Annotated in this window: 10 protein-coding genes; 7 read left to right on the top strand and 3 right to left on the bottom strand. The window is 63.7% G+C overall.

All coding sequences use genetic code 11. The features are described 5' to 3' along the window. The 5 genes from hutU to EOC83_RS11075 all read left to right on the top strand — a co-directional run bounded on the left by hutU (nucleotide 1) and on the right by EOC83_RS11075 (nucleotide 14,371). A complete protein-coding gene (gene hutU / locus EOC83_RS11095; RefSeq protein ID WP_013532300.1) occupies nucleotides 1-1,671 on the top strand; it encodes a urocanate hydratase in 1,671 nt (556 codons plus the stop codon). Nucleotides 1,672-1,756: 85 nt separating this feature from the next. Next, nucleotides 1,757-2,344: a HutD family protein gene (locus tag EOC83_RS11090; RefSeq protein WP_013532299.1), complete on the top strand. Its 588-nt coding sequence runs from the start codon at nucleotides 1,757-1,759 to the stop codon at nucleotides 2,342-2,344. Nucleotides 2,345-2,610: 266 nt separating this feature from the next. Beyond that, nucleotides 2,611-11,193, top strand: coding sequence for a glucoamylase family protein (locus EOC83_RS11085; RefSeq protein ID WP_063167745.1), 8,583 nt, complete (start codon nucleotides 2,611-2,613; stop codon nucleotides 11,191-11,193). 512 nt (nucleotides 11,194-11,705) lie between these two features. Further along, the gene (locus EOC83_RS11080) at nucleotides 11,706-13,487 is read left to right on the top strand and encodes a glucan ABC transporter ATP-binding protein/ permease (protein ID WP_013532297.1); all 1,782 of its coding nucleotides are present in this window, start codon (nucleotides 11,706-11,708) and stop codon (nucleotides 13,485-13,487) included. Between the two features lie 107 nt (nucleotides 13,488-13,594). Next, nucleotides 13,595-14,371 carry a heme ABC transporter permease gene (locus tag EOC83_RS11075; protein ID WP_027162453.1) on the top strand — a complete coding sequence of 259 codons (777 nt, stop codon included), beginning with the start codon at nucleotides 13,595-13,597 and terminating at the stop codon, nucleotides 14,369-14,371. A gap of 21 nt (nucleotides 14,372-14,392) precedes the next feature. Here EOC83_RS11075 and EOC83_RS11070 read toward each other — a convergent pair whose 3' ends face one another. Further along, nucleotides 14,393-15,451, bottom strand: coding sequence for a D-TA family PLP-dependent enzyme (locus EOC83_RS11070; protein WP_063170202.1), 1,059 nt, complete (start codon nucleotides 15,449-15,451; stop codon nucleotides 14,393-14,395). Between the two features lie 191 nt (nucleotides 15,452-15,642). Between EOC83_RS11070 and EOC83_RS11065 the strand changes: the two genes are divergently transcribed. After that, entirely contained in the window at nucleotides 15,643-16,329 is a 687-nt protein-coding gene (locus EOC83_RS11065; protein ID WP_063170203.1) for a D-lyxose/D-mannose family sugar isomerase, read from the top strand. 86 nt (nucleotides 16,330-16,415) lie between these two features. Here EOC83_RS11065 and EOC83_RS11060 read toward each other — a convergent pair whose 3' ends face one another. Continuing rightward, complete coding sequence (locus EOC83_RS11060) at nucleotides 16,416-17,390, bottom strand: L,D-transpeptidase (protein ID WP_335919097.1); 975 nt, start codon at nucleotides 17,388-17,390, stop codon at nucleotides 16,416-16,418. A gap of 320 nt (nucleotides 17,391-17,710) precedes the next feature. Here EOC83_RS11060 and EOC83_RS11055 point away from each other — a divergent pair, with 320 nt between their 5' ends. Further along, nucleotides 17,711-17,929, top strand: a complete 219-nt coding sequence (locus tag EOC83_RS11055; RefSeq protein ID WP_013532292.1) for a hypothetical protein — start codon at nucleotides 17,711-17,713, stop codon at nucleotides 17,927-17,929. Nucleotides 17,930-17,997: 68 nt separating this feature from the next. Here the strand turns inward: EOC83_RS11055 and EOC83_RS11050 are convergent, their stop codons facing one another. Further along, nucleotides 17,998-19,443, bottom strand: a complete 1,446-nt coding sequence (locus tag EOC83_RS11050) for a hypothetical protein (protein ID WP_244514292.1) — start codon at nucleotides 19,441-19,443, stop codon at nucleotides 17,998-18,000. Between the last annotated feature and the right edge of the window lie 22 nt (nucleotides 19,444-19,465).

The raw sequence follows: 19,465 nt of genomic DNA, 5'->3' as shown, positions 1-19,465 counted from the left end.
ATGAACAATCCTCGCCACAACATCCGCGAAGTCCGCAGCCCGCGCGGCACCGAAATCAGCGCGCGCTCCTGGCTGACGGAAGCGCCGCTGCGCATGCTGATGAACAATCTCGACCCGGATGTTGCTGAAAATCCCAACGAACTGGTCGTCTATGGCGGCATCGGCCGGGCGGCGCGCACCTGGAACGATTTCGACCGCATCGTCGCCTCCTTGAGGACGCTGGCCGATGACGAGACTTTGCTGGTCCAGTCGGGCAAGCCGGTCGGCGTCTTCCGCACCCATCCGGACGCCCCGCGTGTGCTGATCGCCAACTCCAATTTGGTGCCGCACTGGGCGAATTGGGAAAAGTTCAACGAGCTCGATAAGAAGGGCCTCATGATGTACGGCCAGATGACGGCCGGCTCGTGGATCTACATCGGCACGCAAGGCATCGTGCAGGGCACCTACGAGACCTTCGTCGAGGCCGGTCGCCAGCACTACGGCGGCAATCTCAAGGGAAAATGGATCCTGACCGGCGGTCTCGGCGGCATGGGTGGCGCCCAGCCGCTCGCCGCCGTCATGGCCGGCGCCTGCTGTCTCGCCATCGAATGTAACCCGGACTCGATCGATTTTCGCCTGCGCACCCGCTACGTCGACGAGCGCGCCGAGACGCTCGACGAGGCGCTGGAAAAGATCGAACGCTGGACCAAGGCCGGCGAGGCGAAGTCGGTCGGCCTGCTTGGCAATACGGCCGAGATCGTCCCGGAGATGTTCAGGCGTGGCATTCGCCCCGATATGGTCACCGACCAGACCTCGGCGCATGATCCCATCAACGGCTATCTGCCGAAGGGCTGGACGATGGCCGAGTGGCGCGAGAAGCGCGTCAGCGACCCCAAGGCGGTCGAGAAGGCGGCCCGCGCTTCCATGCGCGAACATGTCGAGGCGATGGTGGCGTTCTGGAACGCCGGCGTGCCAACGCTCGACTATGGCAACAACATCCGCCAGGTGGCCAAGGAGGAGGGGTTCGAGAACGCCTTTGCCTTCCCCGGCTTCGTGCCGGCCTATATCCGTCCGCTGTTCTGCCGCGGCATCGGCCCCTTCCGCTGGGCAGCTCTGTCGGGCGATCCGGAAGACATCTACAAGACCGACGCCAAGGTGCGCGAACTGACGCCCGGCAACACCCATCTGCACAACTGGCTCGACATGGCACGCGAGCGCATCGCCTTCCAGGGCCTGCCGGCGCGCATCTGCTGGGTCGGCCTTGGCGACCGGCATCGGCTCGGCCTCGCCTTCAATGAAATGGTGGCCAAGGGTGAGTTGAAGGCGCCTGTCGTCATCGGTCGCGATCACCTCGATTCCGGCTCGGTCGCCTCGCCGAACCGCGAAACGGAATCGATGAAGGACGGATCGGACGCGGTATCCGACTGGCCGCTGCTCAACGCATTGCTCAACACGGCGTCCGGCGCCACCTGGGTGTCGCTGCACCATGGCGGCGGCGTCGGCATGGGTTTCTCGCAGCACGCCGGCATGGTCATCGTCGCCGACGGCACGCGCGAAGCCGCCAGGCGCCTGGAGCGGGTGTTGTGGAACGACCCGGCGACCGGTGTCATGCGCCACGCCGATGCCGGCTACGAAATCGCCGTCGAATGCGCCAAGGAGCACCAGCTCAACCTGCCCGGCATTCTCGGGTGAGAAACGTCCGGCCGCAGGCAGGCGAAAAGCCGCGGAATCGGCTTTTCGAGTTTCGAACGCCCGTAGCCATAGCGGAGGGCTAGGCATGCGCATCCTGCGGGCAGCCGAATACCGGTCGATGCCGTGGAAGAACGGCGGCGGCGTGACGACGGAAATCGCCGTCTCGCCGCCCGGTGCCGGGCTAAACGATTTCGACTGGCGCGTGTCGATGGCGCGTGTCGAATCGAGCGGTCCGTTCTCGCAATTCGCCGGCATCGATCGCACCCTTGCCGTGCTCGAAGGCGAGGGCATCGTCCTCGAGATTGCCGGCTACCCGCCGAGATCTATAAACAGGACGACCGCCCTGTTTTCTTTCCCGGCCGACGTGCAGACCTCGGCCGCGCTGATCGGCGGACCGATCACCGATCTCAATGTCATGACCCGCCGTAGCCGGATGACGCATTCGGTCGAACGCCTGGTGATTTCGGCCCCCGTGGAAATCCGGACTGAAGCCGGCACAACGCTCATCCTGTGCTTGGACGGCGACATCAGTGTGCCCGCCGCTGAACCGGTTCGCCTCGGGCCGCTCGACACGCTGCTGTCCGGGCCGGTCAGCACCGGCCTGCTTGTCCAACCCGCCCATGAGGCAACGCTGTACGTGATCCGGATCCGCGCCATCGCCGGCAACGATTAACGCTTGTTTCCAAACATGATCGCGGTACCGGCGAAATATAGCGTAAGCTGCTGGCGGCATCACGAAAAAGCCTGAATCCTCTCCGCCGATCTGGCTGGCGGGAAGTGGGGTGCTTGTCTTTGAGTTTTGCTGAGAGACGACGCCCTGTCGTGGTGCGGAAACAAACTTTCGGCAAGTGGGGTTTATGCAACCAATTGCATTTGAACCGGTTTTAGGGCCATTGCCGTGGCGGTGACGCCGCTCAGTGCCCGCTTACGGAATTTTCAATGAATATTCAGACGAATCCTGCCCAAATCGAGAAGACAAGCGCGAGCTTCCCGGCCATCACCGAAGAGCCGATCCGCTCCAATTACCTGCCCGAAGAGCGCCTTCGGCTGCTCGGTGAAAGCCTGGCGAAAGGCGACCTCACAGATCTGTTCGGGCTGACGCCCTTCGATTTTCAGGCCCGTATCCGCGACAGCGCCAAGAAGATTTTGGAAGTCTACCGGTCGACCAATGCGGCGCAGGCGAGGGGCGAGACGATCACGCCGGCGGCACAATGGCTGCTCGACAACAATTACCTGGTCGAAGAGACCATTTTCCAGGTCAAGCGCGACCTGCCGCGCCGCTTCTATCGCCAGCTGCCGACCTTGAAACTGCCTGACGGCGGCAGCGTGCCGCGCGCGCTGGCGCTGGCCTGGACCTATGTCGCACATTCGGACAGTTCCGTTTCGGCGACGATGTTCAAGTCCATCGTCCAGGGTTTTCAGTCGGTCGAGCCGCTGAAGATCGGCGAACTCTGGGCGCTGCCTTCGCTGTTGCGCTTCGTGCTGATCGAAAATCTGCGCCGGCTGGCGGTCAGGGTCAATCGAACCCGTCAGATGCGTCAGATCGCCAACGATGTGGCAGACAAGGTCCTGGCCACCGACGACAGCGCCGACCGGCAGTCGATCCTGTCCAATTTCAGCGCACACGCACAGGACACCACCTTCGCCACCCAGCTGCTCTATCGCCTGCGCGATGGCTCGCAGAATGCCGGCAAGGCTCTGGAATGGCTGGAAGGCGAGCTCGAAAAGACCGGCTCCGATGCCGAGGAAATCATCATTTCCGAACATCACACGTTGTCCAGCGGCAATGTGACGACGGGCAACATCATTCGTGGCCTGCGCCTCATCAACGACGTCGATTGGACCGTGTGGTTCGAAGGCGTCAGCCGCATCGACACCGTGCTGCGCGAGCGTACCGATTTCGCCGCGCTCGACTTCTTCTCGCGCGACCAGTACCGGACCGCGATCGAGGAATTGGCGCGCCGCTCGAACCTTTCGGAATATCGCGTCGCCGAGAAGGCCATCGAGCTGGCCGGCCACGCCGCCAGCGATGGCGACGGCGACGTCGTTTTAACCGGGTCCGCCCACACCGATGTCGGCTTCTTTCTCGTCGGCCCACGCCGGCTCGAGCTGGAGAAGGCGATCGGCTATCGACCCACCATCAGCCAGACAGTCAAGCGTGCCTTCCGCAAGACCGGCTGGCTCGGCATCGTCGTACCGGTGTTTGCGCTGACGGCGCTGCTTCTCGTCCTCTCAGGCAACGCGCTTGCCAATCTCGGCCTGTCGGTGCCCTCGATCGTCCTCATGCTGGCGCTTTTTGCCGTGCCGGCCAGCGAGGGCGCGCTCGCCTTCTTCAACACGGTCGTTTCGCTGTTCCTGAAACCGACGCGCCTCGTCGGCTACGATTACCGGCACGGCGTGCCGCCCGAGGCGCGCACGCTGGTGGTGGTTCCGTCGCTGATCGGCTCGCGCGACGATGTCGAGGAAAACATCCGCAATATCGAGGTGCATCATCTCGCCAACACGGCCGATGAAATCCATTTCGCGCTGCTGTCGGACTGGCCGGACTCGAAGACCGAGATCGATGCTGCCGACACCGAAATCCTCGAATTCGCGCGTGCCGAGATCGCTCGTCTCAACGCACGCTATCCCTCCGAAGGCGCGCCGCGCTTCTATATCCTGCACCGGCGCCGGCTCTTCAATGCGGCGCAAGGGTCGTGGATGGGCTGGGAGCGCAAGCGCGGCAAGCTGCATGAACTCGACCTTCTGCTGCGCGGCGACAGCGACACCACGTTCCTGCCGCTCGACGTGCCGCTGCCGGAGAACGTCGTCCACGTGATGACGCTCGATGCCGACACGCGCACCACCCGTGACGCGGTCGCCACCCTCGTAGGCAAGCTCTGCCACCCGCTCAACCGGCCGCATTTCGATGCCAGCAAGCGCGTCGTCACCGCCGGCTACGCGATCCTGCAGCCGCGCATCACCGCGTCGCTGACATCAGGCGATGATGCGTCGTTCTTCCAGCGGGTGTTCTCGGCCAATCGCGGCCTCGACCCTTATGTCTTTGCCGTGTCAGATCTCTATCAGGACGTTTTCGGCGACGGGTCCTTCACCGGCAAGGGCCTCTATCACGTCGACGCCTTCGAGGCCGCCCTGCAGGGCCGCATCGAGGAAAACACCATCCTCAGCCACGATCTGCTGGAAGGCGCGCTGGCGCGCTCGGCGCTGGTCACCGACGTCGAACTGGTCGAGGACTATCCGACCCGCTACTCGGTCGACGCCTCGCGCCACCATCGCTGGGCACGCGGCGACTGGCAGTTGCTCGGCTTCATGCTCGATCCGCGCTCCGGCGTGCCGGCGCTGTCGCGCTGGAAGATGATCGACAATCTGCGCCGCTCGCTGACGCCGATCTTCTGGGTGATGGCGGCGATTGCCGGCTGGACGCTGCTGCCCTTCACGCAGGCCGCGCAATGGCAGGCCCTGCTGATCCTCAGCCTGTTCATGGCGCCGACATTCGACATCGTCAACGCCATCCTGCCCAAGAGCGGCGACCAGACGCCACGCGGCCATTTCTCGGCCCTGGCACGCGACGTCGCCTTCGGCACCGCCATGGTGGCGCTGAAGATCGTCCTGATGGCGCACAACGCCTGGATGATGGGCGATGCCATCGTGCGCACGCTCTATCGGTTGTTCGTCAGCCGCCAGAACCTTTTGGAATGGCGCACCGCCTCGCAGGCGCACAAGGCGGGCGACAACGATGTCGGTTCCTATTACGGCATGATGTATGGCGCCGTGATCATCGGCTTCGTCGGCCTTGCCATTCCGGTGCTGGCCGATTCGACCGGCGCCTTCGTTGCCTTCTTCTTCGCGCTGTTCTGGATTGGCTCGCCCGCCATCGCCAGCTGGATCAGCCGTTCGGCTGAAACCGAGGATCGCTTGCGCATATCGCAGGCCGATATCCATACGTTGCGCACGGTGGCGCGGCGCACATGGCATTATTTCGAAAGCTTCGTGACGGCAGAGCATCACCATCTGCCGCCCGACAATTTCCAGGAAAGCCCGGCACCGGTGGTGGCGCCTCGTACTTCGCCGACCAATATCGGCGTCTACCTGCTGTCCGTCGTTTCCGCCCGCGACTTCGGATGGATCAGCCTGTCCGACGCCATCACCCGCATCGACGCCACCATGGCCACGATCGAGGGCATGCCGCGTGAGCGCGGTCACCTCTTCAACTGGTACGACACCACGACACTGAAGCCGCTCTATCCGCTCTACATCTCGGCTGTCGACAGCGGCAATCTCGCCGGCCATCTGGTGGCGGTGGCGGCGGCCTGCGCCGAATGGGCCGAGGCGCCCTCCGTGCACCTCCAGGGCGATTTCGAAGGCATTCTCGACACGGTCACCATCCTCAGCGAAAGCCTCGATGATCTGCCCGACGACCGCCGTCAGTTGCGCCCGCTGCGCCAGCGCCTCGCCGACCGTCTCGACGGCATGCGGCGCGCTGTCGACACCATCAAGGCGCAGCCCGAAATGGCGTCGATCCGCACCATCAACCTGGCCGTGCTGGCCGGCGAGATCCGCAAATTGGCCACCGCCATCCATACCGAGGCGGTGTCGCCCCAAAGCGACGTCATCGTCGACTGGGCGGCAAGGCTGGAAGCCACCTGCGAAGCGCACGTCCATGACGCGCACAGCGACGACAATGCCGTCGAGGCGCTGCGTGCCAAGCTGCTCACCTTACGCGAGCGCACCCGCCGCTATGCCTTCGAGATGGATTTCTCCTTCCTGATGCGGCCGGAGCGCAAGCTGCTGTCGATCGGCTACCGGGTCGAGGAACACCAGCTCGACGAAAGCTGCTACGACCTTCTGGCTTCCGAAGCACGGCTGACCAGCCTGTTCGCCATCGCCAAGGGCGATCTGCCGACCGAGCACTGGTTCAGGCTTGGCCGGCCGATCGTCGAAATCGGTTTCCAGGGCGCGCTGATGTCCTGGTCCGGCTCGATGTTCGAATATCTGATGCCGCCGCTGGTCATGAAGGAGCCGCAGGGCTCGATCCTCAACCAGACCAGCAAGCTGATCATCAAGCGCCAGATCCAGTATGGCCGCCAGAAGAACGTGCCGTGGGGCATTTCGGAGGCCGCCTACAATGCCCGCGACCGCGAACTGACCTATCAATATACCAATTTCGGCGTTCCAGGCCTCGGGCTGAAGCGCGGTCTTGGCCAGAACACGGTGATCGCGCCTTACGCCACCATACTGGCGGCCCAGTTCAATCCGCGTGAAGCCGTGCTGAATCTCGCCCGATTGCGGGAGATCGGGGCGCTCGGCCGCCACGGCTACTACGATGCCGTCGACTTCACGCCACAGCGCGTGCCGGAAGGCACGGACCATGTCGTCGTCCAGAATTATATGGCCCACCATTCGGGCATGTCGATCGCGGCGGTTGCCGACGCCATCTTCGAAGGTCGCATGCGCGACCGCTTCCACAGCGATCCGGTCATCGAATCGGCCGAACTCTTGCTGCAGGAGAGGGCGCCGCGCGACATCCCGACAGCGACCGTCAGGACCGAGGCCGACGAACGCTCCAAGGACGAGACCGAAGTCGACAGCCCCGACACCCGCATCGTGCTCAATCCGCTGCAGTCGCTGCGGTCGACCAACGTCATGTCGAACGGCCGCTATTCGGTGATGGTCAGCGCGACCGGCTCGGGCTACAGCCGCTGGGGCGATCTCTCCGTCACCCGCTGGCAGCCGGATCCGACCGAGGACCGGCTCGGCTCCTACATCTTCCTGCGTGACGCCGGCACCGGCGACTGGTGGTCGGCTACAGCCGAACCGAAGCGAGCCGCCGAGGAAAAGGCGCAGACCTTGTTCTCCGACGACAAGGCGAGCTTCGTCAAATCGGTGGGCACCTTGCGCTCCGAGGTCGAATGCATCGTCATCTCGGAAGGCAATGGCGAGGGCCGTCGGGTCACGCTCTACAATGACGGTCCGTCCGACCGTCACATCGAAGTGACCTCCTTTGCCGAGCTGGTGCTCGGCCTGGAGGCGTCCGACAACGCGCATCCGGCCTTCTCGAAGATGTTCGTGGAAACCGAAATCTCTGCGAACAACGCGGCGATCTTCGCCACGCGGCGCAAGCGCGAGACCAGCGAGCCCGATATCGCCATGGTGCATTTCGTCACCGATCCGTCCGGATCGGCGCGCGACGCCGAGGCCGAGACCGACAGGCGCGCCTTCATCGGCCGTGGCCGCACCATCGTCGACGCAGCCGCTTTCGACCCGGGCGCCAGGCTGGGCGGCCACTCAGGCTTTACGCTCGATCCCGTCGCCTCGCTGCGCCGCCAGGTGCGCGTGCCGGCCAACAAGAAGATATCGCTGACCTTCTGGACGGTTGTCGGCGCCGGCCGTGCCGAACTGGACGAAGCCATCGCCCGCCTCGACCATCCGGAGAGCTTTGCCCGCCAGGCCATGCTTGCCTGGACCCGCAGCCAGGTGCAGACCCGCCATATGGGCCTCAGCCTGACCGATGCCGCCAATGTGCAGAAGCTGGCGCGCTATCTGATCTATCCGGATCCGTTCCTGCGTCTTCCCGCCGAATCCATCGCCTCGGGGCTGGGCAAGCAGTCGAGCCTGTGGCCGACAAGCATTTCCGGCGATTTCCCGATCTTCCTGGTCAGGATCGGCGATGTCGCCGATCTCGAAATCGTCGCCCAGGCGCTGCGGTTCCAGGAATATATGCGCACCCGCGGCATGATGATCGACTTCGTCGTCGTCAACGAGCAGGCGTCCTCCTATGTCCAGGACCTGCAGCGGGCGGTCGAGACGCTGTGCGAAAACAGCCGTCTGCGCGGCAAGGAGCTCGGGCCGCGCCAGCACATTTTCGCGGTGCGCCGCGATCTTATGGACGAGACCACCTACAAGACGCTGCTCGCCGTCGCCCGCGTCGTCCTGCACACGCGCAACGGCACCATCTTCGACCAGATCGAGCGCGCCGAGGCGGCGGCCCTGCAGGCGCGGGATGCTCTGGCAACGTTGCCGATTCCGCGTGAATTGCCGTCGCCGACACCCACGACGCATACTCCTGCCTCGCAGGCGGTGGCCAATGTCAGCGCCGATGGCAGCGGACTCAGCCAATGGAACGGCTTTGGCGGTTTCGACGGCGACGGACGGCACTATGTCGTGCGCCTGGCCGGGCGGCGCACGACGCCGCAGCCGTGGATCAACGTCGTCTCCAACGCCTCGTTCGGGTTCCACACCTCCGCCGAGGGCGCAGCCTTCACCTGGAGCCGAAACAGCCGCGACTACCAATTGACGCCGTGGTCGAATGATCCGGTCTCGAACCGCCCGGGCGAGGGCCTCTATATCTACGATCAGGCCAGCGGCAAGGCATTCTCGCCGCTCGCCGCCATGGTGCGCGATCCCTCGATGACCTACGAGGCCTGGCACGGCCAGGGTTTCTCGACCTTCCGCTCGAAGCGCGGACCGTTGTCGATGGACCTTACCCATGTCGTCGATCCGGTCGATTCCCTGAAAATCTCGCGGCTGCGCATCCAGAATTCCGGCTCGGTGCCGGCGCGGCTGCGTGTCTATGCCTATGCCGAATGGGTGCTCGGCGGGCATCGGTCGCGCACTGCGGCAACCATCGTCCCGTCGCGGGATGCCGCCAGTGGGGCGCTGCTCGCACAAAACCCCTACGGGCTGGATTTCGGCGAGCGGGTTGCGTTCCTGGCGGCCGACGGCGGCGTCCATTCGGTGACGACAGACCGATCGGAGTTCCTGGGCCGGCATGGCTCCAGCGAGCTACCGCAGGCGGTGCTGAGCGGTGCGGCGCTGTCTGGCCGTGTCGAGGCCGGCGACGATCCGTGCGCGGCGATTGCCCGCGACGTCGAGATCCCGGCAGGCGGCGACGTGACGCTGCTCTGGCTGCTCGGCGACGCCGAGTCGGTCGAGGAGGCGAGCGCGCTGGTGCAGGAGCATCGGGCCAAGGACTTCGACCAGCGATTGGCCGACAATGAGCGCGAATGGCGCGGCTTCCTCGACACCATCCAGGTCGAGACGCCCGACAAGGCGCTCGACGCCATGGTCAACCACTGGCTTCCCTATCAAAGCCTGGCCTGCCGCATCCGCGCCCGCTCGGCCTTTTATCAGGCCAGCGGCGCCTTCGGCTTCCGCGACCAGTTGCAGGATACGCTGGCGCTGCTGGCACATGACCCGCAGCTGGCGCGCGACCAGATCCTCAACGCGGCGCGGCGGCAGTTCCCCGAAGGCGACGTGCAGCACTGGTGGCTGCCGCGCACGGGTGCTGGCGTACGCACGTTGATCTCCGACGACGTGGTCTGGCTTGCCCACGCTACGGCGCGCTATTTGCTGGTCACCGGCGATGCCTCCATCCTCAAGGAGCAATTGGCCTTCATCGATGGACAGCCGCTGGGCGAGGGCGAGCACGATGCCTTCTTCACCCCGGAAATCTCGAAGAAGACAGCGACGCTCTACGACCATTGCGCGCGTGCGCTCGATCTCGCCATCAAGCGCAGCAGCCCCGCGGGCCTGCCGCTGATCCTCGGCGGCGACTGGAACGACGGCATGAACCGCGTCGGCGAGCACGGCAAGGGCGAGAGCGTCTGGCTCGGCTGGTTCCTGCTGAAGACGCTGGGCGATTTCGCGCCCGTCGCCAAGACCGAGGGTGATGCCAAGCGAGCACAGGCCTGGGCAAAGCATGCCGATGTTCTGAAGCGGGCGCTTGAGAGCACCGCATGGGACGGCGAATGGTACCGGCGCGGCAGTTTCGACGACGGCACGCCTTTGGGGTCTCGCAACTCGCAGGAGTGCAAGATCGACTCGATCGCCCAGTCCTGGAGCGTGCTTTCGGGAGAGGGCGACCCGGCACGGTCGACCACCGCCATGGAGCAAGCAACGAAGCTGCTCGTCGACGACAAGCTGAAGATCGTCAAGCTGTTCACGCCGCCATTCTCGAAGACGGAAAAGGACCCCGGTTACATCAAGAGCTATCCGCCTGGCGTGCGCGAGAATGGCGGCCAGTACACCCACGCCGCCACATGGTTCGTCATCGCGCTTGCCGAGATGGGGCAGGTCGACGAGGCTTATCGTTGTTTCTCGATGCTGAATCCCGTCAACCACGCGACCGACGAGGCCACGGCCGAGCACTATCGAGTCGAGCCCTATGTCGTGGCGGCCGACATCTATGCCGGGGACGACAATGCCGGCAACGGCAAGGGCGGCCGTGGCGGCTGGACCTGGTACACCGGCTCTGCCGGCTGGCTCTACAGGGCTGCGGTCGAAGGCATTCTGGGCATCGAACGGCGCGGCAAGCGTGTCCAGTTCAAGCCGAAGCTGCCAAGCCACTGGGATGGGTACTCGGCAAATCTCAAAATGCTGGGGGCGGAACTCAAGGTTCGTGTCATCCGCGACAATAAGGCCAAGGCCGTGTCGCTGGAGGTGAATGGGGCAAAGACCAAGGCTTCGGCAGTCGAGCTGAAGGACGGCGAAGTTGCCGAGGTTGTCGTCAGGATTCCGGCCTGAGGCCTGTTGCCCAAAAAGCATGCGCTCGGGGCTGAGGCCCCGACCGCGACTTTTGTCACGCCAGGCGGGATGAGAGGCCCCATCCCGCCTGGCGTTGCCGTCTGCCGTTGACGGGCATCCCGCCGAGAAGTCTATGAAATCAAAGGCTTGAGGCGTCCCATAGGAGTAGCCGCGAGCGGTGAGGGTTTGGCCACCCTTCGCCTGGAAGGGCATCCTGCAGCTTTGTTTTGCTTTATACTTCGCGAAAGGCGATTTCGGCCTCAGTCATCCGCCCGACATTGTTGCTGATTAAAATTATGGCAGCACGTGCCAACTGCCATGATTTCGCCGCATGCCTGACATTTTACCTGTCTTCTCAAACCGTTAGGTGATCACGGCAGATTTCGGAACGTCGCCATCTTTTGTTCGCTCTAAGGGAACTGAAGGGGTACACGGCCATTGTTTTGCGACGTATCAACCGGTACGAATAAAATGATGCAGTGCACAATAAACAGCGTGGCGGAGTAACTGGGGTGACCCTTCTGCAAATCTACTGGCGAGCTCTCGGTTATCTGGCCGCGGACAGGAAACGCGTTGCGTTGATCTGTTCGGCCAACGTGGCTCTCGCCATCGTAGCGCTTCTCGAGCCGATTATGTTCGGTCGCGTCATCGGCGCCATCTCCGAGCGTGGCTCTGTCTTCACCACCCTGGTCATGTGGGCCGGTCTCGGCGCCTTCAACATCGTTGCCTTCGTCATGGTGGCGCGCGGCGCTGACCGCTTTGCCCACGCGCGGCGCAGCGAAGTGCTTTGCGAGTCGTTCGAGCGCGTGATCACCATGCCGCTCGCCTGGCACCATCAGCACGGCACCTCCAATGCGCTGCACACGATGCTGCGTGCCGTCGAAACCCTGTTCAGCCTTTGGCTCGAATTCATGCGCCAGCATCTGTCCACGGCTGTCGCCCTCGTACTGCTGGTTCCGACCGCGATCAGCATGGACCTGCGCATGTCGCTGGTGCTGCTTGGCCTCGGGCTGCTCTATGTCGGCATCGGCCGGATGGTCATGCGCCGCACCAAGGCGGGCCAGGCTGCGGTCGAGCGCCACTACCACAAGGTGTTCGCGCATGTGACCGACTCGGTCAGCAACGTTGCGGTGCTGCAGAGCTACAATCGCCTCGGCCACGAGGCCGATACGCTGCGCCGCTACGTCAAGAACCTGCTCGACGCGCAGAACCCTGTGCTCGACTGGTGGGCGCTGGCCAATGCCTTGCACCGTCTGTCATCGGCAATCTCGATGCTGATCGTGTTGTCGATCGGCTCCTATCTCGTGACTCATGGTCAGTTGGGTGTCGGCGACGTCATTGCCTTCACCGGTTTTGCCACGATGCTGATCGCTCGCCTCGACCAGATGTCGGCTTTCGCCAACCAGATTTCCGAGGCCCGTGCCAAGCTCGAGGATTTCTACCATCTCGAGGACTCCGCGGCTGATTCCGCCGAGCCGGACGGCTTGCGCGATCTTTCCAACGTCACCGGCCATGTGCGCTTCGAGAATGTCGGCTTTGAATTCGCCAATTCCGGCCAAGGCATCGACGACGTGTCCTTCGAGGTGCAGGCGGGCCAGACCGTCGCCATCGTGGGCCCGACGGGTGCCGGCAAGACCACGCTCATCAACCTGCTGCAGCGTGTCTTCTCGCCGTCCCATGGCCGTATCCTGATCGACGGCATCGACACCCGCACCGTGACCCGCAAGTCGGTGCGCCATTCGATCGCCACGGTGTTCCAGGATGCCGGCCTGCTCAACCGCTCGATCGAGGACAACATCCGTGTCGGCCGCGCCGATGCAAGCAATGACGAGATCCATGCCGCCGCCAATGCGGCTGCCGCACAGGACTTCATCCTGTCCAAGAGCAATGGCTACGACACGGTGGTTGGCGAACGTGGCGGCCAGCTGTCGGGCGGCGAACGTCAGCGCATCGCCATTGCCCGTGCCGTGCTGAAGGACGCACCGATCCTGGTGCTCGACGAGGCGACCAGCGCGCTCGACGTCGAGACCGAGGACCGCGTCAAGGAAGCGATCGACGAACTGCGCCGCGACCGCACCACCTTCATCATCGCCCACCGCCTGACCACCGTTCGCGACGCCGATCTGGTCGTGTTCATGGACAAGGGCAGGGTGGTCGAGATGGGCGGCTTCACCGAGCTGTCGCTGCGCAATGGCCGCTTTGCCAGCCTGCTGCGCGCTGGCGGCCTGCTCAACGACGAGGAGGTCCGCCGCCTCAGCCGCACCGTGCTGCAACAGCAGGAAGCGGCCGCCTGATCAGGCACGTCTCTGCTTTCTCCCACAGGGGAGAAGGCAAAGCGCTGCAGCCCTGCGACACCACCGCTCGATTGCCCCGAACGCCGCGGCGGTTTATGTAGAACCGCATGAGCGACACGACTTCACGCCTGACAAGCTGGATGGATCTCGCCAACCCGACGCGCTTCGTCGGGCTGGCGGACAAGGTCGTGCCATGGCTGGCCACGATCGCCGCACTGATCCTCGCAGTCGGGCTCTATATGAGCTTTGCCGCGCCTGAGGATTTCCAGCAAGGCATCACCGTCCGCATCATGTACATCCACGTGCCTTTCGCCTGGCTGGCCATGATGTGCTACACGCTGATGGCGGTCTCGGCGCTCGGCACGCTCGTCTGGCGGCATCCGCTGGCCGATGTCGCGCTGAAATCAGCCGCACCCATCGGTGCGGTCTTCACCGCGCTGGCGCTGATCACCGGTTCGATCTGGGGCAAGCCGATGTGGGGCACCTGGTGGGTCTGGGATGCGCGGCTGACTTCGGTCTTCGTGCTGTTCCTGATGTATCTCGGCATCATCGCGCTGACCCGTGCGCTCGACGATGCCAGCCGCGCCGCCTGGGCCGCCGCCATCATCACGCTGGTCGGCTTCATCAACATCCCGATCATCAAATTCTCGGTCGACTGGTGGAACACGCTGCATCAGCCGGCCTCGGTGTTCCGCATGGGCGGCTCCACCATCGACCCCAGCCTGCTGTGGCCGCTTCTGGTGATGGCGCTCGGCTTCACCGTGCTGTTCTTCGCGCTGCACCTGATGGCGATGCGCACCGAAATCCGCCGTCGCCGGGTGATTGCCATGCGCAGGGTCGCGGCACGGCAGGCGGAGCGCTCTCCCCCTTCTCCCCTTGTGTGAGAAGGCAAGACGCTTCTTAGTTCACCCCATCCTTCCGCGCGCCGCCACAGGCAGCGTTTCCAGCACTTTGTCGCCGTCGATCAGATTGACCTCGTTGAACAAGTTTGTGACGACGCAGCAATGGTCGGGCACCACACGCACGCGCTCGCCGATGCGCAATTTGCCGTCACCCGAAAGCGTGACGGTGCCGTGCTCCTCGCTCAGGCCCGTCACCCGCGCTCCCGGCACGCCGGGCAACTCGCCGAAATCGGCGAGACCCAGCGTGTCGCTGGACAGCGCCTTGCTGCCGGCATCGAGGATAACGCGCGTCGCGGTGGGATGGCTGACCACCGTCGACAGCACCGTCAGCGCGCAATCGTCGAGCGTGCCGACGCCTTTGGCGACCTGATAGCGGTCGAGATAGATGTAGGTGCCTGGACGATACTCCGTGACAACAGATGTATCGCTGGAGCGCCACATATCCGGCGTGCCGCCGCTGGAGATGCGTTCGCAGGCGAGGCCCGATGCGGCCAGCGCCTGCTTGGCGTCGGCGAGCCAGGCTTCGGCCTCCGCTGCCTTCCCGGCGGCCGGGTAGGTCATCAGTCCTCCGAAGGCGAGGCCACCGGTTCTGTCGATCTGTCTTGCCAGCGCAACCGCTTCATCGGCCGACTGCACGCCGCAGCGTCCCATGCCGGTGTCGCATTCGACCAGCACCGGTAGACGATGACCGGCATCGGTGAAGGTGGTTGCCAGCCCTTCGAGCGTCTCCATGCTGTCCGCTGTCACCGACAGGGTGACGCGCCCGTGCAGCGCCAGAAGCCGCTCCAGCTTGGCGCGCCCAAGGATGTTGTAGGGAAGAAAAATATCGGCCAGCCCGGCATCGGCCATCACCTCGGCCTCGCCGATCTTCTGGCAGGTGATGCCGACGGCGCCGGCCGCCACCTGCTTCTTCGCCCAATAGGGCAATTTGTGCGTCTTGATATGCGGCCTGAGCTTCAGCCCGTTCTTGTCGGCATGCGCCTGGGCGCGGGCAATGTTGGCTTCGGCGCGCGCGGCGTCGATGAGAATCGACGGCGTATCGAGGTCGTGGACGGTCGGCATCATCTTTCACCCCATGAGGAATCCGCGGGTTTTATGGCCCTGAAAATCCGCGATGTCACGCGGCCAGCGAAGCGGATCTGTGGTCCATGCGCCTAAGCGCAAGACCGGGCAGGGCGGCGAGATGGATCGACACCGCATCGACGTTCGGCTATGCGATTTGCCAGACAAATCGATACGAAGGGATCATGATCATGAAGCGCTCCGCCATCAACGACATCATCCGCGAAGCCGACGCTTTCATCCGCTCGTTCGGCTACATCATGCCGCCCTTCGCCTATTGGTCGCCGCAGGAGGCGAAGGCGCGCCAGGCCGACTCCGCGGCCGTGTTTACCTCGCGGCTCGGCTGGGACATCACCGATTACGGTCAGGAGAAGTTCAAGGAGCTCGGCCTGTTCCTGTTCACCGTTCGCAACGGCCGCTACGAGGACATGAAGAAGGGCATGGGCATGCTCTATGCCGAGAAAATCATGATCTCGCGCAAGGACCAGCTGTCGCCGATGCATCGCCACAACGTCAAGGCCGAGGACATCATCAACCGTGGCGGCGGCAAGCTGGTGCTGGAACTGTTCATGCATGACCGCGACGGCGGCATCGATCCCAAGGCCGAGGTTTCGGTGCCGGTCGACGGAACCATCCACAGGCTGCCTGCGGGCGGGCTCCTGAAGCTCGACCCGGGCCAAAGCGTCACGCTGCTGCCCGGCGTCTGGCATGCCTTTTGGGCCGAGGGCAAGGATGTGCTGATCGGCGAGGTCTCGACCGTCAACGACGATCTCACCGACAATGTGTTTCGCGAACCGATCGGCCGTTTTTCCAACATCGACGAAGACGTTGCCCCGATCCATCTGCTGGTGTCCGACTACGAGAAGTGGCTGGGGTAAAGGGCCGCTCCACGCCCTCGGCGACGCCAGTCACACGACCGTGTGACTAGTCGCACGGTCGAAAGTGGGTAGGCCGTATCGCCTACCTACTGCGATCCCTGTTCGACCGATCCTGCCGCTTCGTCCTTGAAGACGACCTTTGTGCCTTTTTGCACTTCGGAGGCGAGGTCTTCGGCATCCCAGTTGGTCAGCCTGATGCAACCATGCGAGAAGGTCTTTCCGATCTTGCCTGGGTCCGGAGTCCCGTGAATGCCGTAGCTATCGATGGACAAGTCGATCCAGACCGATCCCACCGGATTGTTTGGCCCGGCAGCGATCGTGAAGGGGCGCTTGCTCCTCACTCCCTTGAAGGCAAACTCGGGATCGTAATGATAGGCTGGGTGGTGCACCACGCGTTTGACCTCCGCCTGGCCACTCGGCGCGGGCTTCTCCTGACTTCCGATCGAGGCGGGGTACGTCGCAAGCACTTTGCCGGAAGGGTCAAGCACCCGAACCTGGCGAGCGCTCTTGTCGACCTCGACGCTCGCGATGTCTTGCGGCGGATCACCTCGGGTGACAGCTGGCACGAGCAGCTTTTGCCCCGCCCTCCTGAAGCCGATGCCGGGATTGAGCCGTTCAAGCAGTTGCTCGCTGATGTGGAAGCGCTCCGCCATCTTTTCCAGGGCATTGTGGTAGGCCAGCCTGGGCAGGCGGGCCATCCTCTCCATGCGCGCCGGAATTCGCCTGGTGAACGGCCCATGCACATCCTTGCGTGTCAAATCGTAGGTCTCAATCGCGGGGCGCGAGGAGGTCGCGACCAGCTTGTCCCATGTCTCGCGGGTGAGCTTGCCGTCGGCAGGCAATCCGTTGGCCGCTTGGAACGCACTGACTGCCCGGGTGAAGTTCTCTGCCTTGCGGCCATCGATCAGGCCTGGCGAGAAGCGTGCACGATCCAGGAGGATTTGCGCCTTCAGCACGGTCGCACTGACGCCTTTCGCTTCGCTGCCGTCAAATTGGGCGTTGTTGACGGCGGCCGCGTCCAGTTTTGCCGCCGCCGTTGCATCGCATGCGATGACGAGCATGGCGACCGCGACAAGAACGAGCCTGATCATGGAGGTCACACTCCCGTATGGGCACCTGCTTCTATGACGTCGCACGGCCGATCTGGTTCCATTTCCTGCAGTTGCGTCCGACTGCCGAGTGCCGTGCGCGCAGTGAACCCGGACCAGGAGCACCCGGCGGTGGCGCGGGTGCATTGTTGATAAGGGTCCGCCATCATCAAGATGAATGGCGACTCCCGTCAGCGCATGTGTTGGCTTCAGAACCGCAGAGACCGGAGCGACAACGGGCCAACGCCCGATTGAGTCCGTCTCCACAGGCTCGGTGACCGAGGAGAGCCAGGATGCAATTTCCTGCCCAGAAGAACAAAGGACCGGCTCAACCAGCCGAGGATGAGCGCCAGGCACGGCTTGAGAAAACAGCCAGGCTCAAGCAGCTTCGCTCCTATGCTTCCTGGCTTTCGTCTGACCCAAACGCCCAACTTCACGATGAGATAGACTGCTCCGTGCTGATCGAAGGCGTGGGACGACGCAGCATGGAGCCTTGGCTGATCGGCAGGTGACATACCCGGGCGGCGAGGTTTCCACCGCCAACGACGATCTGGCCGACAATTTGTTTGGCTAAAGCAGTTCACCGTTTCACGGAGACGGCGACCCGCTCTAACTCCTTGTTTTGACGCAATTCCGGACGGAAAACCGTTTCACACTTTTCCTGGAATTGCTCTAGCCGATCGGCCGCAACAGTGGCGACAGGCAGACTTCGCGTCAGTGACAGCAGCCTTGCTGCGCGCTCGTCCTGCACAGGCAGGGCGGCACCGACAGCCAGCGAAGCTTGCGCCGGGTTGCTGAGGAAGCGCCGCTCGGGCGCAATGCCTTTCAGATGCCGATGGAGCTCTTCGCGCTCACGTTCAGCCTCAGCGAAATGCTTGAGCGTCGCATGCGCCACACCCTTGGCGTAGCGCTGCATGGCCGCCGTCAGCACATAGAGGCCCGGCTCCTCGGTGATCGGTTCGTCGATGATCTCCTGCCAGCGGCCGAAGCGCACCTGCACATGCGATTTCATCGCATGGTAGCCTTCCACCGTCTGCGTGAGCTTTGGCCGGCCCTGGATGGCGACCACGTCGCGCGCGACCAGGCTGCGCACCCTGTCGGCGGCCCACAGTGCAGACTGGTGCTGGCCCGACAACATGCAGGTGAACATCATCAGATGCAGATCGTGGCAGCAGCCGAGCAAATAATAGGTCGGCTCGTCGGCATAGGCGAGATAGAGGTCGTTGGCGCGCACCGCCTTTTCGCTGGCGCGTTTTGCTTTCTCATACTCGCCGCACAGCACATAGATGTGCCCCGGCATGTGGTTCATATGCCCGGCATCGGGGCACATCTCGCCGAGCAGATCCGCTGACCGCATGCCGCGCTCCGGCATGGTGGACATTTCCAGGAGATGGATGTGCAGGTGGACGATCGCCGGATGTTGTGCTGCGCCGGCCTCATCGGCAAGCCGGATCGACCGCTCGCAGACGTCGAGCGCCTCGACGACATCGGAATTCGGCGCCGGCGCGCCGGTCTTGAGGTTCCACAGCCGCCGCACCGTGCGCATCATCAGTGCTTCGACCAGCAGTGCCATCACATCATGGTCATCGGGAAAGTCCCGATACACAAGCCGCATCGCGGCGGCATAGGCGTCATCCCAACGTTCGAATTCCTCCAGGCTCACCCGGTGTGGCTTCTGGAAGCGGGCGGCCAGCGCCTCGATCAGCCGCTTCTCGATCTCACTGGCGGAAGCCGCATTGGCCCTGGCCAGTTGGACATGCTCGAAGCAGCGTTTGGTCGCGCTGTCGGCCTCGGCCTCGCCATGCTCCTTCCAGGTCAGATTGTAGAAAGGTCCAGCGGCATAGGCGATGCCCCAGTGAACCATCGCGCAGTGAGGATCCGTCTCCAGCGCCTTCTCAAAACACTTGATGCCTTCCTCATGGTTGAAGCCGTAGCACCAGTTAAGGCCAATATCGAACCAACGCTGGGTTTCTGTCGAGCGAGTGGAGATGGGGCGGCGGTAGGTGCCGAGGTCGAAGCGGTCCATGTCGTCTCATTTCAATTCTGAT

The organism is Mesorhizobium sp. Primo-A (assembly GCF_003997175.1).
GTDB lineage: Bacteria > Pseudomonadota > Alphaproteobacteria > Rhizobiales > Rhizobiaceae > Mesorhizobium > Mesorhizobium ciceri.
Note: the sequence above shows the minus strand (reverse complement) of the source record. Positions and strands in the feature narration are given on the sequence as shown.